Annotated in this window: 14 protein-coding genes and 1 pseudogene; 13 read left to right on the forward strand and 2 right to left on the reverse strand. The window is 60.1% G+C overall.

All coding sequences use genetic code 11. The annotated features are described in order from the left end of the window. Positions 1-282: 282 nt before the first annotated feature. The 3 genes from J2X71_RS08650 (at position 283) to J2X71_RS08660 (ending at position 2,715) form a co-directional block, all read left to right on the forward strand. Positions 283-846: an isochorismatase family protein gene (locus J2X71_RS08650; RefSeq protein ID WP_310381250.1), complete on the forward strand. Its 564-nt coding sequence runs from the start codon at positions 283-285 to the stop codon at positions 844-846. Then, entirely contained in the window at positions 846-1,847 is a 1,002-nt protein-coding gene (locus tag J2X71_RS08655; RefSeq protein WP_310381256.1) for a helix-turn-helix domain-containing protein, read from the forward strand. Before J2X71_RS08650 ends, J2X71_RS08655 begins: the two co-directional genes overlap by 1 nt. Before the next feature lie 535 nt (positions 1,848-2,382). Beyond that, the gene (locus J2X71_RS08660) at positions 2,383-2,715 is read left to right on the forward strand and encodes a hypothetical protein (RefSeq protein WP_113184976.1); all 333 of its coding nucleotides are present in this window, start codon (positions 2,383-2,385) and stop codon (positions 2,713-2,715) included. Between the two features lie 125 nt (positions 2,716-2,840). On the opposite strand, the gene cysE is transcribed toward J2X71_RS08660, so the two are convergent. Continuing rightward, positions 2,841-3,689 carry a serine O-acetyltransferase gene (gene cysE / locus J2X71_RS08665; protein ID WP_310381262.1) on the reverse strand — a complete coding sequence of 283 codons (849 nt, stop codon included), beginning with the start codon at positions 3,687-3,689 and terminating at the stop codon, positions 2,841-2,843. Positions 3,690-4,067: 378 nt separating this feature from the next. Between cysE and J2X71_RS08670 the strand changes: the two genes are divergently transcribed. After that, positions 4,068-5,450 carry an FAD/NAD(P)-binding protein gene (locus J2X71_RS08670; protein ID WP_310381266.1) on the forward strand — a complete coding sequence of 461 codons (1,383 nt, stop codon included), beginning with the start codon at positions 4,068-4,070 and terminating at the stop codon, positions 5,448-5,450. A gap of 311 nt (positions 5,451-5,761) precedes the next feature. Here J2X71_RS08670 and J2X71_RS08675 read toward each other — a convergent pair whose 3' ends face one another. Continuing rightward, complete coding sequence (locus J2X71_RS08675) at positions 5,762-6,856, reverse strand: rhodanese-like domain-containing protein (RefSeq protein WP_310381270.1); 1,095 nt, start codon at positions 6,854-6,856, stop codon at positions 5,762-5,764. A gap of 237 nt (positions 6,857-7,093) precedes the next feature. Between J2X71_RS08675 and J2X71_RS08680 the strand changes: the two genes are divergently transcribed. From J2X71_RS08680 to J2X71_RS08720, 9 genes and pseudogenes are all read left to right on the forward strand, one after another. Further along, positions 7,094-8,113, forward strand: coding sequence for an ABC transporter substrate-binding protein (locus tag J2X71_RS08680; protein WP_310381274.1), 1,020 nt, complete (start codon positions 7,094-7,096; stop codon positions 8,111-8,113). Beyond that, entirely contained in the window at positions 8,113-8,994 is an 882-nt protein-coding gene (locus tag J2X71_RS08685) for an ABC transporter permease (RefSeq protein ID WP_310381276.1), read from the forward strand. Before J2X71_RS08680 ends, J2X71_RS08685 begins: the two co-directional genes overlap by 1 nt. Beyond that, complete coding sequence (locus J2X71_RS08690; protein ID WP_310381279.1) at positions 8,991-9,755, forward strand: ABC transporter ATP-binding protein; 765 nt, start codon at positions 8,991-8,993, stop codon at positions 9,753-9,755. Before J2X71_RS08685 ends, J2X71_RS08690 begins: the two co-directional genes overlap by 4 nt. A gap of 12 nt (positions 9,756-9,767) precedes the next feature. Further along, positions 9,768-11,021, forward strand: a complete 1,254-nt coding sequence (locus tag J2X71_RS08695; RefSeq protein ID WP_310381281.1) for an acyl-CoA dehydrogenase family protein — start codon at positions 9,768-9,770, stop codon at positions 11,019-11,021. Between the two features lie 2 nt (positions 11,022-11,023). Next, positions 11,024-12,394, forward strand: a complete 1,371-nt coding sequence (locus tag J2X71_RS08700; protein ID WP_310381283.1) for an NtaA/DmoA family FMN-dependent monooxygenase — start codon at positions 11,024-11,026, stop codon at positions 12,392-12,394. A gap of 175 nt (positions 12,395-12,569) precedes the next feature. After that, positions 12,570-13,129 (forward strand): annotated as a pseudogene (gene msuE, locus J2X71_RS08705) (FMN reductase). A 9-nt stretch (positions 13,130-13,138) separates the two neighbouring features. Then, positions 13,139-13,327, forward strand: coding sequence for a hypothetical protein (locus tag J2X71_RS08710; RefSeq protein ID WP_113323913.1), 189 nt, complete (start codon positions 13,139-13,141; stop codon positions 13,325-13,327). 205 nt (positions 13,328-13,532) lie between these two features. Then, a complete protein-coding gene (locus J2X71_RS08715) occupies positions 13,533-13,673 on the forward strand; it encodes a hypothetical protein (protein WP_310381287.1) in 141 nt (46 codons plus the stop codon). A gap of 27 nt (positions 13,674-13,700) precedes the next feature. Continuing rightward, the gene (locus J2X71_RS08720; protein WP_310381288.1) at positions 13,701-14,006 is read left to right on the forward strand and encodes a hypothetical protein; all 306 of its coding nucleotides are present in this window, start codon (positions 13,701-13,703) and stop codon (positions 14,004-14,006) included. Positions 14,007-14,053: the final 47 nt, after the last annotated feature.

Below are 14,053 nucleotides of genomic sequence, written 5' to 3' on the forward strand. Positions count from 1 at the left end.
CCGGCCGATGAGGTGCAACTTTGCGAATCCAACGGACAGGACAGAATGATCGGCGGCATCCGTTTCTTCCGACGAACGCTTCCACATCAGATGCCGGTCATGTCGCGACACCCGATAATGTGATTGCGCAGCAAATCTGTGTGAGTGTCTTCGACGGATGGGGACCTCCGGTGTTCGGTCTTCGGGTTGGCGCGATCTGTCCGCTATCTGTCCGCAATCGGCATTTCGCAGTATGGTGTTGTCGGTAGACTGTCTTCACGCTCATCCCTTGGAGATAATCACATGTCTGCAGATACCGCACTCCTCGTCATCGATGCCCAGGAATCCTTCCGTCATCGACCCTATTTCCGTGAAGATGAGATCGGGACTTACATTGCGTCTCAGCAGGCGCTGATCGATGGCGCGAAAAGGGCCGGTCTTCCGGTCGTCCAGATATTTCACGTCGAGGAGTCAGGCGTTTTCTCTGAAGGCTCGGGTTTCGTCCGTCCGCTGACGCCGCTTCAGATCAAGGCGGATGCGGTGTTTCGCAAGCGCCGCCACAGCGCGCTCGTTGGCAGCGGCCTGGACGTCTGGCTGACTGAAAACCACATCCGGCGCGTCATCGTCTCCGGCATTCGCACAGAGCAGTGCTGTGAGACGACGACCAGGCACGCCTCCGACCTCGGTTATGAGGTCGACTATGTCGGCGAGGCGACACTGACCTTTCCAATGACCGATACATCCGGCCGCGAATGGAGTGCCGCCGAGATCAGGGCGCGCACGGAACTGGTCCTTGCCGATCGTTTTGCCCGTATTGTTACCGTGGAGCAGGTGCTCAACGGGCTTTCAGCACGAGCGGCCGCATAATGGTGGAAGGCCCCCGGCGCATCATCCCGGTTTTTGTGGTCGTGCCGCCGCGGGCGCTCCTGCTCGATATCGCAGGTCCGATGGAAGTCTTGCGCAGAGCCAATCTCGAACAGGAATCGATAGCGTTCGTGCCGACCTACATCGGACCTGCCGCTGAGGTGCGAAGTTCGACAGGTCTCGACCTGGCCAGGATTTCCCCGCTTCCGGCACGCCTGCCCGATGACGCATTTCTCGTTGTTTCCGGTGCGGTGGATGAACCGCTCGCTGGAGCGGTTGAGACTGCTCCGGGAGACGCGGCTCTCGAAGCGGAAATCGTTGAATGGCTGAGGGCGATCGTTCGTCCTGGTATCCGGCTTGCGACGATCTGTTCCGGTGCCTTGCTTGCGGCACGCTCGGGACTGCTTGAGGGACACGAATGCACCACCCATCATTCCATGCTGCAGGATCTCGTCCGACTTGCTCCGACCGCTCGCGTCCGCGAAAACCGGCTCTATGTCGAGGACGGCGAGCGCTTGACCAGTGCAGGCGTCACTGCAGGGATCGATCTCATGCTTGCCGTTGTCGCAAAAGAGGTCGGCCACGCCGTGTCGCTTGCCGTCGCACGCACGCTGGTCATCTACCTGCGACGGGCCGGCGGTGATCCTCAATTGTCGCCGTGGCTGGAAGGGCGAAACCACCTCCATCCGGCGATCCACAGAGCTCAAGATGCCGTCGGTGCCGATCCGTCGCAGAACTGGTCCGTCGAGGCGCTTGCCAAGATCGCCGCGACAAGCCCGCGCAATCTGTCACGGCTTTTCAACGAGCACACCGGCATGAGCGTAACCGACTATGTAAACCGCATGCGAATTGCGCTCGCACGAGAACTCATCATCGGTTCAAGACTCGATATGGAAAACGTCGCCGAACGCATCGGCTTTTCGTCGGCTCGCCAGTTTCGGCGGGCCTGGAGACGAGTTCACGACACACCACCAGGCCACGTCCGAGCGCCTGCCAGGGGCTGAAAAGCTAGATCAAATCCCCCGATCCAGAGACAGAATTCGAAATTGTGCTGAGAAAACGCGGCGCAAGAGTGCGCAAACAACGGCTGTATGGCAACGGGATCTGAGCCTGATGGACAAAAAAAGAGGCCACGGGCGTAAAGCCGGGCCTCGAGGTGTGAAGGTCAAGAACCTCCAGAGGGGGAACAGCCGACGTAGCGGGCCGGGAGGAATGAACCGCCGAAGATCGTCGACTGTCGAGATGATGACCGAAGGTCGTTGCTGATGCGAAGTATAAGGCACTCAAATCGAGGCGCTCCTTGACAAATTCTACCGCAGACGATCTCAGAAAGACCCGCAATCACCCGATGGATGGTGAAAGACGATGTCGGCAAGAGCCTGCTGCTGCGCATCGAGAACGTCATTCACGCTCTCGATGCGAGGCTTGAGAGAAGCGTCCGATTAGGCCAGAACAGCCGATCCGTAAGTGGAATCCAATGCTGGCGATCCTCGGCCGACAGCTGTATGCAGCTTGCGGAAAGACGAACGAAGGTCACCTATGAGAATAGAATTTCTGCTTTGGCTCGCCGGCGCAATGGCAACATTCCTCGGTGCGGCGACCGCTTCACGCACCTATATCGCGACCAACAGCATTCTTGTGCTGGTCCTGTCACTTGCGCTTTATTGTGTGGGTAATCTGATCATGGTGCGGCTGATGAGAGAGGGTGGAATGGGGCTCGCCATATCGGTTTCCGCCGTTGCTCAACTGCTGCTCATCAACGTGATTGCATATTTTGTCTTTGACGAGCGGCTCGCTCCCTCACAGATGGTCGGCGCGGGACTGGGTTTGGTCGCAATGATGCTATTGTTATTCCCGATTGGGCAAAGATAGCAGAGCCTGAAGCGGTGAGTGCGGTTCTTCGAAAGATGCGAAACCAGAACGCAACGAGGGGCAATATCCGCCCCAGAGTCTCCTAGAGATAGGGTCCGGGACAGCAGCGTCTGCGAAAGCCTGCATCAGATGATGTATTCCGGCTCTGCCAGCGCTTGATCCATTGTGATGCCGGGAAGGCTTGAGTGGCGTTTTCCGGTCGGTGTCGCCGGAATGCCGACGACGGAGGTGTAGGGCGCAACGGAACCGACGACCACGCTGCCGGCCCCAACCTTGGCGCCGACGCCAATCTCTACATTACCGAGGATTTTGGCTCCGGCTCCGATGAGCGCCCCACGCCTTACTTTTGGATGGCGATCACCGCTTTCCTTGCCGGTTCCACCCAAGGTCACGTTTTGAAGGATCGATACGTCGTCTTCGACAACCGCTGTCTCGCCGATAACGAGGCCGCTTCCATGATCGAGCATGATGCTCTTTCCCATTTTCGCGGCGGGATGAATATCGACCCCAAAGACTTCGGAAATGCGGCTTTGCAAATGCCGGGCCATATGGATGCGGTCATGATGCCAAAGCCAATGCGCGACACGCTGTCCCTGCAAAGCCACGAATCCCTTGAAGTACAGGAATGGCGTCAGGATTTCCGCATTTGAGGGGTCACGTTCCTTGATCGCCGCCAAATCCGCAGCAGCATGATCGACGATATCTGCGTTGCTGATCAGCGCCTGAGCGATCACGGACAACAGCTCATCCTGATCAAGGTCGTGGTTGGCAAGTTTGAAGGCGATGCGCTGCGCGAGCGCCTGAGCAAAACTCGCATGATAAAGAACTGCGGAATTCATTGTACGGGCCAGGGACGGATCCTTCGAGGCTGCATCCATCGCCTCACCGCAAAGCGCGCCCCACAATCTAGAAACGTCTGACGACGGGGGCGGTTCTTTTGACAGATCGCTCAAGCTGCGGTTTAAACCTGCCATGCCAACCTCCTCAAACCGCGAGCACTCGTCTCCATTGTAGGAAGCGATGCTAGGCCGGTTGCTGCGGTGGCGGGAGGTTGCAAACGCTCGCGACGACGACGAAAGCTCGTTTATTTTCCTATATATTCGATAGAAAAAGAGAAAATTCTGCCTTCGACGCAGGTCAAAGGTCGCATTTCGCGGCAGCCCCGCTTGAGAAATTACCCAGCAAATTAAACGGTTTGCGTCCTGTGGCGGGGGTTGGCGAGGATGACTTGCCGAATAGATCTTGCTATCCGGCGACCATTATCTATCATCTTTGTAGAGATTAACGCGGCAAGAACAGTTCCGGCTGTGTTTTTGTAAACCGAGCTGATCCGACGCAGAAGGAGCCAACGCATGACTCTTCTCTCGCCCCACTCTTTGGACCCTCAGGGGAAAGATGCGGACCGCCTTGCGAGAATTGCGATCGTCGGCCGGGGCTTTACCGGCATCATGACCGCAATCGCTCTGTTCAAAGGCATCGATCGTCCTTTTCACCTGATAATGTTCGATCCCCGACCCAAGATCGACGTCGGAGAGGGCGTGAACCATGCTGTGGCAACGGTATTGAACAGTCGTGTTCGTGACTTGTCCGTCGATCCCACGCGCAGGGACGACTTCCAGAGCTGGCTGGAAGCGGACAGGGATTGGCATGATGGCCTTCCCGCCAATTCTGCGGGGCTCGAGCACTCATTCGTTCCGGAGCGGGTGTTTGGCAGCTACGTCTACAAGCGTTTCGCTGAGGCGTTGATGGCGCGGCCGGACGTGGTTGTTCAATTCCTTCCGGAGACCGTGATCGCAATCGATCGCCATCCGCAGATGGGCTTTTCCGTTTTTTTCGGCAATGACCAGAGGAAGCATTTCGACGTCGTCTTCCTGGCGACGGGCTATGGATTGCGCGACAGTCTGGAGAAGCCCACAATACCCATCGGAGCCCAAAGCGGTGTTGTGATCGGAGGCGGGGTCAAAGCCGTGGGTCAAGCCCTTGCGCTTCTGAAAGACGGCAAGGTCCCTCATATCAATCTCATTTCCGAATCCGGCTTTCTGCCGCAATCGCATGCCCAGGCAGCGGTCGGATCCGCCGCTGCGGGCGAACCCATCCCGCGAACGCTGCGTGGTGCGTTCCGCTATCTGCGCGATGCGGCAAGGCGGGCGGACGCAGAGGGGTCTGGATGGCAGGGCATCATGAACGGGTTTCGGCTGCAGGCACGCGAGCTTTGGGAGGAGTTGAGGCCGGATGAACGCGCAAGGTTCAAACGGCATGTGAAAGCAGTGTATGACAGCCATCGCCACCGGTTGCCGCCAGACGATTACAGGCACCTGCATCAGGCTATCGAAAGCGGCGCGATCACCTTGAGGAAGGGCAGGGTTGAACGCATTGCCAGCAATGGTGTGTTGCTGTCGGCCTCGCAAGGCCTCGAAGTACTTCAGGCCGATTTCACGGTTGACTGCCGGCTTCCTTCGTCCACCAATGACAGTTCCCTTATAAGGTCCGTGGTTGCGTGCGGTCTGGCAAAACGCGATGAGCTCGAACTTGGTCTCGTCGCCGACGAATGCGGGCGCACTATTGCTGCGCACCGGTCAGTTTCCGGCCTTTTTGCGATGGGCCTCCTGGGTCTTGGCAGTGTTGCCGATATCGATCTGGTGCCGCAGATCGTCTCACAGAGCCATGCCGCCGCTGCGTCGTTGAATGAATGGATTGGCAACGCTACGAACGTGGTGCAGGCGACAGCCGTGTGATGGGGAACTGGAATATGTGTGTGAGGTTCGCTGCCGCCCGGCAGGATCGACAGGGCTAACGTCTTTCTGAACGGTCGAAGTTGAGATGAAGCCGCCAGCCCGCGGTCCGCCATTCTATCGTGGCGCCTTAGTTCGACCGCAGTCAGGCCGACTGCCTGAGACCGAGTTTCTCTTTTCCGCAATCCTGCCGATGTCGTTTGACAAGATCTGACGATTGGAGTGCGGTCCAATCTGCCGGAGGTCCGTTGTCAGCTCTTGGATCTCCGGCCGATGCGGTTCTGGCAAGGCCGACGCAGAGTGCCTGGAGCGCGTCAGGCCACGTTGCTTAATTCCTGCGACGCAAAATCGATCAACAGGATTGCGATTTCATAACCACGTCGCTGCAGCCAGTGGGCCACGATGCGCGCGCGTGCGCCGATGAGGTCGTCGACTAGTACGACGCGAGCCCCTCTGACCGCGATGGTCCGATAGGCCACACCGAGCAGCTGGCCGCCTTCCGAAGACAGTGTGCCGTCGAGATGGCCGGTTTCGAATTCCTCCGGCGTCCTGACGTCCAAGAGGTAGGTGGTGCGATCGGGATCGGCCGCCCATGCCCTTGCGGTCGCGATATCGATTTCGGGGAAATTATCACCGCTGCTCAGGATGCCGATCTGCCGGCGGGCAAATTCGACCGCCGTCTCGCTGGCCTGTCCGTAGGTGCGCGTCTTGCCTGTCTCCAGGCTGAGGCCGGCTGCGGTCCAGGCCTTGGTCCCGTCGTGAAGATAGGACACCTTGTTGGGAACTTGAGCGTCGATCAGCGTTTGTGCGCCGAGGATGGCGCGCGGCAGGCCGGCGCAGGAGACAACGACCCTCGTCTTTTCGGAGGGCACCACGTCCTTGAAGCGCAATACCAATTCCGCACCGGGCACGCTGACGGCGCCGGGCACGTGCTCGCGGGCAAACTCGGGCACGGTGCGGGTGTCGATGACGACAACATCTTCACCATCATCGCGAAGTCGCTTCAATTCATCGGCAGAGATGACCGGCGTGCCCTTTTCCTCCTTGACTGCAAGGGTAAAGTCGACGCCGGGCGTATCGAATGTCGGCAATTCGGCCCCTTCTCCATCTGCCGTCCAGCCGGGAATACCGCCGTCGAGCGCGAAGATGTTCGGCCATCCGGCAACTGCAAGTTCCGCGGCAAGGCGCTCGGCCGCTCCATCGCCGCCGTCAGCGAGCACGGTGCGGACGACCTTGCGCGGCACGAAGCGCGAAAGTTCACGCACAACTCTGTCGGCCGGCAGATTGGTGGCAAAGAGCGGTGAGGCGTAACCCACGACATCGGGCTCGCGGATATCGAAAACTGCAAGCTCGTTCCCATCTGCAAGCCAATGCCGGAATGTCTCGCGCGAAATCGTCTTCTGGCCCATGATCGGTCTCCTTGTCCTTTGTGGTGATGGCTCAAGACTAGCGGTCGCGCCGTACCGTTTCGAAGCCGGTCGATGCGAGCACAGACCAAAACCCGAAAAGCATTTCCATAATCCATAAAATCTATAGAGTTTATTTTCTTACCAGAATTTCCTGCCTCTCGTAGGTTTTTGACCGTCATTCACCGGCCCTTCGCTCATTGAAGCGCCATGGGGCCGATCGGCCAGGAGGAACGAAGAGTGAGATTGGAAGAGATTACCGGTCTGATCCGCAACGCTGGCTTTGGCATCGCTCTTGCCAGCCTATTTGCCGGTGCATCCTGGGCGCAGGGTGCTCCCGACCTCTCGAGCGTGACCTTGACGGTCGGCACCCCGAACAAGACGGGCCTGCACCGCCAGCTGATCGCTGCCAATGAAATCGAAAATCTTCCCTACAAGATCAAATGGGCGGATTTCGATTCCACGCCGCCGCTCGTCGAAGCGCTGCGCGCCGGACACGTGGATATCGCAGCTGGCGGTGACACCGGCGTGCTCGCGGCGATTGCCAATGGCGTGAAAGTGACGATCCTGGCCGGCACGCGGGAGCGCAAGGAAAGCGGCAGCGCCATCCTTGTGCGCGGCGATTCCTCCTTGAAGGACGTGGCCGATTTGAAGGGTCACAAGGTCGCTTTGCCCTATTTCACGAAGCAGCACTATCAGTTCGCCAAGGCGCTGGAACAGGCCGGCGTGCCATGGGACGACAAGCTGATCCTGAACCTCAACACGACGGACGGCCTGTCGGCGCTGGTCAACAGTCAAGTCGATGCTTTCGTGGTTTGGGATCCGAACACGGCGATCGCCCAGCAGCAGCATGGCGCGCGCATTCTGAAATCGCTGAGCAAGGTGATCGACACGGCGGGCGTCCTCTACGCGCCGACGTCCTCCGTCGAGGATGCGGCCCGCAAGGCCGCTCTCGAGGACCTGGCGCGTCGCATCATCCGGGCGCAAGCCTGGGTGAACGCCCATCCGACGGAATGGGCCGAGCAGGTCGCCAAGCTGTCGCAGATCTCGCTCGATGCGGCAAACCTCCAGGCCAGCCGCTCGCGGGTGGAATATGTTCCCGCAACCGATGACGACGTGCTTGCCGGCTGGCAGAAGGAGGTCGCCTATTTTCATGAAAGCGGCCAGTTCAAGCGCGATTTCAGGGTCGAAGACTATGTCCTCAAGGATTTTGGCGACGTAATCCGTGATGAGAACAAGAAGCTGGCAAAGACGAATTGATGGCGTTGCTCACCAGCCTTTCGGAAGGGCAACCGGCGCTACCCGGATCGGGCGTGTCCGATCCTCGCCCGGTTACAGGTCTTGAACGTATCGTTCCGGCAGGCAAGCAGAAAACGGCTTCCCTGCCGCGGGGCTTCGGCAAGAGCCTCGGACCTGCTGCGCTCGTGGTCGCCTGGTGGTTGGCCACGCGCTACGGCTGGATTTCGGAGGACCTGTTTCCGGGACCGGCGACGCTCTGGGCAACCCTCCTCGACATGATCACGGGCGGCGACCTGTCTGAAGCCCTTTTGCTGTCGCTCCAGCGGGTCGTCATCGGCTTTTGTTTCGGCTTCGTGATCGGCGTCGGCCTCGCGGTCATCTCCGGGCTCCTGCGCCTCGGAGAGGACCTCGTCGATGCGCCGATGCAGATGGCGCGCACGCTTCCCTGGGCCGGCCTCGTGCCGCTCCTGATCATCTGGCTCGGTATCGACGAAACACCGAAGATAACGCTCGTCGCCTTCGCCGTGACGTTTCCGCTCTACATCAATACCTTCGCCGGGATCCGCAATGTCGACAAGACCCTCATTGAGGCGGCGCGCACGCTCTCCTTCGGGCGAACCGCGCTGATCTTCCAGGTCATTTTGCCGGGAGCACTTCCGAACCTGCTCGTCGGCCTGCGGTACTCGCTGGGATCTGCCTGGCTGGCGCTGGTATTTGCCGAGACGGTCAATGCGCAAGGCGGTCTCGGCTATCTGATCACCCACGCACGCGAAGTCTATCGCGTCGACATCATCATCCTTTGCCTTGTCATCTATGCGCTTCTCGGGCTTTCGGCCGACCTCATCGTCCGGCTGCTCGAGCGCGTGCTGCTCAGATGGCGTCAAAGCTTCGATGGAGCATGAGCATGTCCTTTCACGCCCCGTCCCCGACGGGTCTCTCGGTCAGCGTCCACGGGCTTGTGCGCCGCTTTGGGCCGCGCACCGTCATTGATCATCTCGACCTCGAAATCAGACACGGGGAATTCGTCGCCCTGCTGGGCGCGAGCGGCTGTGGCAAGAGTACGCTGCTGCGCATCCTGGCGGATCTCGATCACGAGATCGAGGGCGATGTCTTTGTCTCACCGCGCCGCGGCGTGGCGTTCCAGTCGCCGCGGCTCTTCCCCTGGAAGCGGGTCTGGAGCAATGTCGTGGCCGGACTCGGCAGGAGCGGTAACCGGGCGAGGGCGGAGACGGCGCTTGCCGAAGTGGGATTGGTCCATCGCGGCGATGCCTGGCCAAAGGATCTTTCCGGCGGCGAGGCCCAGCGTGCATCACTGGCTCGCGCGCTTGTGCGCAATCCGCATTTGCTGCTGCTCGATGAACCCTTCGGAGCGTTGGACGCGCTGACGCGGCTGAAGGCCCAGGCCCTCGTCGCCGATCTCTGGCAAAAACATCGGCAAGCGGTGCTCCTCGTCACTCATGACGTCGAAGAGGCGCTGCTGCTTGCCGACCGGGTGCTGGTGATGCGAGACGGGGTGGTGGCGCATGAAGCGACGATCGATCTGCCACGGCCGCGCTCGACCGGCAGCATAGGCTTCAACCGGCTTCGCCTGCAGCTGCTCGACTGGCTGGGCGTGAGCGAGCCGGCAGTCGAAAAGCCAGAACCGAACAATCATAGACATTGAGGAAGCGTGTTGATGACCAGGATCGATGAAGGCTGGGGCCGTGGCCCCTCGGCGCGCTACGAGGAAATTGCCGCACGATTTCGTCCCATCTTCGATCGGATAGGGGAGGCGGCGATCGAAAGGGATCAGCAGCGGCGCCTGCCTTTCGAGGAAGTCCGATGGCTGCGGGAGGCGGGCTTCGGCGCTTTGCGTATTCCGGCGGTCTATGGCGGTCTTGAGGTTACCTTGCCGGAGCTTTTTGCGCTGCTGATCGAACTCGCGGCGGCCGATCCCAATATCACCAATATCTTTCGCAGCCATCTGGGCTTCACGGAGGATCTCCTTAATGCGCCGAACAATAGCTGGCAGGACGAGTGGCTGACTCGCCTCGGGCGCGGCGAGATGATCGGCAGCGGCTTTTCGGAGCTCGCCGGCCTCAAGGTCGGGGACCATTCCACGACAATCGTGCCGGATGGCGATTTCTATCGCCTGAACGGCGAGAAGTTTTATACCACCGGCTCGATCTATGCCGACTGGATCAACCTCGCCGCCGTCGACGGATCGGGTTCGCCGGTCGCCGCTCTCGTGCCCACGTCCGTGTCCGGCGTGGAGATCCTCGACGATTGGGATGGCTTCGGGCAGGCCATGAGCGGCAGCGGCACCGCGCGGTTCAGGAACGTAAAGCTGGAGGGCGTCCACATCAAACCGGATTCGGCTCGTTTTCCCTATACGCCGGCCTTCTTCCAGCTCGTCCACCTGGCAAGCCTTGCCGGGATCGGCCGGGCTGCCGCCAAGGAGCTCGCCCGCCATGTCGGCAGCCGGGCCAGGATCTACCCGCGCGGTAATGGCGCGACGAGCGCGGAAGATCCGCAGGTGCTTGAAGTGGTGGGCCGTGTCAGGGGGCCGGCCTATGCTGCCGGCGCGATCGTGCTCAATGTCGCGCAAGCCCTGCAGCGGTCCTTTGAAGCGAATATCGCCGGCGTGGATCCTGACCAAACCGATACCCACCTTCTTGCAGATATCGAAACGAGCCAGGCGGTCACCGTCATCTCGACGCTCATCCTCGAGGCGACGACGGTTCTCTTCGACGCCCTTGGCGCATCCGCGGCCAAGCGTGCCACGGCGCTCGACCGCCATTGGCGAAACGCCCGCACGATCACCTCGCACAATCCGCGCATCTATCACGATCGCGTCGTGGGCGAGTTCGCCGTCTCCGGCAAGAAGCCGGCAGCCGTCGGTTACCGCAAGATCATCACACCATTCGGCCCGAGCAGCGAGGTTGCCTGACAATGACGACACCGGCCCGCAAACTCAATCTTAACGTCGGCATCAACACCACCGGCTATCTTGCCAATGCCTGGAAATACAGGAGCGGCAGCCGGCACGACATCAACGACCCGGATTATTACCGTCGGTTGACCGAGCTTGCGCACAAGGGGCGCTTCGATGCGGTCTTCTTTTCCGATCATCCGGCGCTGATGACCGATCCCGCGAGCCGGCCCTTTCATACGATCGATCCGCTGATCCTCTGCACCGCCCTTTCGGCACAGGTGCCGGATATCGGTTTCGTCGTGACGATGTCCTCGACCTATAATTCGCCGTTCAATTTTGCCCGGCGGGTGCAGTCGACCGATATCATCTCGGACGGCCGGCTGATCGTGAACGTCGTGTCCTCCTTCAACCCGAATGTCGCCGCCAATTTCGGTTCCGAGCCGCTGCCTGCGCGCAGCGAGCGCTACGCCAAAGCCTCCGAATTCCTTGATGTCGCCAAGGAGCTCTGGGCGAGCTGGGACCCGGCGCGCGAGGGCGAGGTGCCTGAAAACCGTTTCTGGGACGCGGGAAGTTCGCATACGATCGATCACCAGGGCGCCTACTTTTCGGTCAGAGGGCCGCTCAACGTGCCGAAAGGGCCGCAGGGACATCCCGTCATCGCCCAGGCCGGTGCATCCGAGGGGGGTATCGAACTTGCCGCGCGTCACGGTGAAATCATCTATTGCAACATCCTATCGCGCGGCGCGGGCCGGGCTTTCGGCGCGAAGGTGAGGGATCGCGCCGTCGCAATCGGTCGCGATCCGTCGGGTATCCGCATCGTGCCCGGTCTTGTCGTCATCCTCGGCGAAAGCCGCGAGGAAGCGCTGCGCAAGCACGAACTTTACAGCGGCACGGGGTCGGAAGACGGACTGCTGGCGCGGTTCGTCAAGGAGAACGGCATCGACCCAGACGGTTTCGATCCCGACGCCGTGCTGGATGCGGAACGGTTCATCCCTGATCCCAATCGCCTGCAGGCCGTGGGCATGGGACTTGGTCTGTCTGACCTTCTGACGCATGAGAAGCTGACCGCGAGACAAGCGGTGCGCAGGTCGGAGGGCCATCATCGCCTCCTGCTCGGGACGCCGGAGGCCGTGGCTGACGACATCATCGATCTCTGGGCGGACGCTACCGTGGATGGATACACACTCCAGCCACCACGCGCGCCCGACGATATCGAGGAATTCGTCGATAAAGTCATTCCAATCCTGCAGGATCGCGGCGTCTATCGGCGGGAATATGAAGGCAAGACGGTTCGTGACCGCTATGGGCTGCCCTATCCGCAGGATCCTGCGCGGGCTGGTGACGCGAGCGCGCTTGCGGTTCCCGTCGCAGCCCGCATCGGCTCTTGAAACATAAGCATCGATCGCTCAACGCGGCACGGCCGCAGATGGAACGATGCGATGAAGCCCGTTCAAGCTGCCGGAGAAAGAGGCATTTTTTTCGCGCATTGCGCCGATCATAAACTGCCGTTTCTTTAATCTAGTTTTTTTATAGACAATAGTGATTTCAACGAAAGGAAAGCCGATGGCCGCTCTCAAACTCGTTGGAATCGCAGGCAGCTTCAACCGTCCGTCCAAGACGCTGGCGCTCGTGAGCCATATCGCCGGCATCGCTAGCGACAAACATGGTTTCACCAGCAAGGTTTACGACATGCTTGATGTCGGACCTTCCTTGGAGACGCCAGCTGGCGCAGAGATCTTGACGGACAGGCCGAGGCCGTGATCTCCGAGATCGTCAGCGCGGATTTGCTGATCGTCGGCTCCCCCACCTACAAGGGTTCCTATCCAGGTCTCTTCAAACATCTGATCGATCTGATTGATCCGCACGAGCTGCGGGCAAAGCCGATCATCATCACCGCAACGGGCGGCGGCGACCGGCACGCACTGATGGTCGAACATCAACTGCGCCCGTTGTTCGGCTTCTTCATGTCTCATACCCTTCCGACTGCGATCTATGCGTCCGATCGGGATTTTGCCGACTACGCCGTTTCCTCCGAACAGCTTTCCAAGCGCATAGACGAGGTCATAAGCGAGATCGACGCTTTCTTCCCAGGCTCTCGCCCGGCGCTGTATGCCGCAGAATAGGAGGCGGCCATGCACCAGAGATTGCAGGAAAAGACCGAGTCTGAGCCAACGAGCGAGGAATTATGGAGCGTCTTCGACTTCTCGCGGCGCTACCGGCTGGCGAAGTCTGAAGAGAATCGCCTGCTGAAACTGTTCGGAAAGATGGCGTCGCCTCGCGACCTGCTTTCGAGCGCCAGGCGAACCGAATTGTCTCCGTAACAACCGACCGATCGAGGAGGTTCGCTATGACACGAGGCATGCTTGCCCAGCTCGCTGCGAGAATTACCCGGCTTTCTCACCGGCGAGTGCACGGACAAAAGGTCGGATCGCCCGGTCTCGAGGGTGAAGACCGCCAGACGGCACTGGAATACGAGCTTTCCTTTTGGCGAGCGGCAGCTCCAATCTGGTATTAACGGAGGCGACAATGGCAATTGTCGACAATCATCAGCGCTTCTTGCCGCGACGTCGCGCCGACTGGCTCTCTCCCGTCTGTCTGCGCCTCCATCAGGTTGCGGCCGCCGGATCGTTTGCCTTCATTCTGGCGCTCGTCCTCGGACTGATTTGATCGACGACGATGAAGCGGCGAGCCCTGATGGACAGGGACTTGGAAGAAACGGCGTTAGCCGGGGCTGGCGATCCGCCGGCAAGCCAGGCGCGCCGCCGTCAGATCATTGACGAGATTGTGAGAACGCTCGCCGCTCTCGCCGAAGGGCTGGAAGGCCAGAATGGGGTATCGCAGGAATCCATCGGGCGCCTGATCGGAATTCTCCAGACTATGTCGGACGGCATCGCATCGGCCGACGATGCGACCTTCAATGCGATCATGCGCGAGGCCGCCTTGCTGATCCGGGCAGTGCGTGATCGACAGGCCTATTTCAGCCAGTTCACGGTCCACTAGGATGCAGGCGTTCTTGTCGAAAGCCTCACCGATCCATGAGGCCGCCT

The sequence above is a fragment of the Rhizobium sp. 1399 genome (genome assembly GCF_031455475.1).
GTDB lineage: Bacteria > Pseudomonadota > Alphaproteobacteria > Rhizobiales > Rhizobiaceae > Rhizobium.

What these genes read in the sequence shown, in the direction of transcription:
- J2X71_RS08650 (WP_310381250.1), top strand. Translation starts at nt 283, where the DNA reads ATGTCTGCAGATACCGCACTCCTCGTCATCGATGCCCAGGAATCCTTC.
- J2X71_RS08655 (WP_310381256.1), top strand. Translation starts at nt 846, where the DNA reads ATGGTGGAAGGCCCCCGGCGCATCATCCCGGTTTTTGTGGTCGTGCCG.
- J2X71_RS08660 (WP_113184976.1), top strand. Translation starts at nt 2,383, where the DNA reads ATGAGAATAGAATTTCTGCTTTGGCTCGCCGGCGCAATGGCAACATTC.
- cysE (WP_310381262.1), bottom strand. Translation starts at nt 3,689, where the DNA reads ATGGCAGGTTTAAACCGCAGCTTGAGCGATCTGTCAAAAGAACCGCCC.
- J2X71_RS08670 (WP_310381266.1), top strand. Translation starts at nt 4,068, where the DNA reads ATGACTCTTCTCTCGCCCCACTCTTTGGACCCTCAGGGGAAAGATGCG.
- J2X71_RS08675 (WP_310381270.1), bottom strand. Translation starts at nt 6,856, where the DNA reads ATGGGCCAGAAGACGATTTCGCGCGAGACATTCCGGCATTGGCTTGCA.
- J2X71_RS08685 (WP_310381276.1), top strand. Translation starts at nt 8,113, where the DNA reads ATGGCGTTGCTCACCAGCCTTTCGGAAGGGCAACCGGCGCTACCCGGA.
- J2X71_RS08690 (WP_310381279.1), top strand. Translation starts at nt 8,991, where the DNA reads ATGAGCATGTCCTTTCACGCCCCGTCCCCGACGGGTCTCTCGGTCAGC.
- J2X71_RS08695 (WP_310381281.1), top strand. Translation starts at nt 9,768, where the DNA reads ATGACCAGGATCGATGAAGGCTGGGGCCGTGGCCCCTCGGCGCGCTAC.
- J2X71_RS08700 (WP_310381283.1), top strand. Translation starts at nt 11,024, where the DNA reads ATGACGACACCGGCCCGCAAACTCAATCTTAACGTCGGCATCAACACC.
- J2X71_RS08710 (WP_113323913.1), top strand. Translation starts at nt 13,139, where the DNA reads ATGCACCAGAGATTGCAGGAAAAGACCGAGTCTGAGCCAACGAGCGAG.
- J2X71_RS08715 (WP_310381287.1), top strand. Translation starts at nt 13,533, where the DNA reads ATGGCAATTGTCGACAATCATCAGCGCTTCTTGCCGCGACGTCGCGCC.
- J2X71_RS08720 (WP_310381288.1), top strand. Translation starts at nt 13,701, where the DNA reads ATGGACAGGGACTTGGAAGAAACGGCGTTAGCCGGGGCTGGCGATCCG.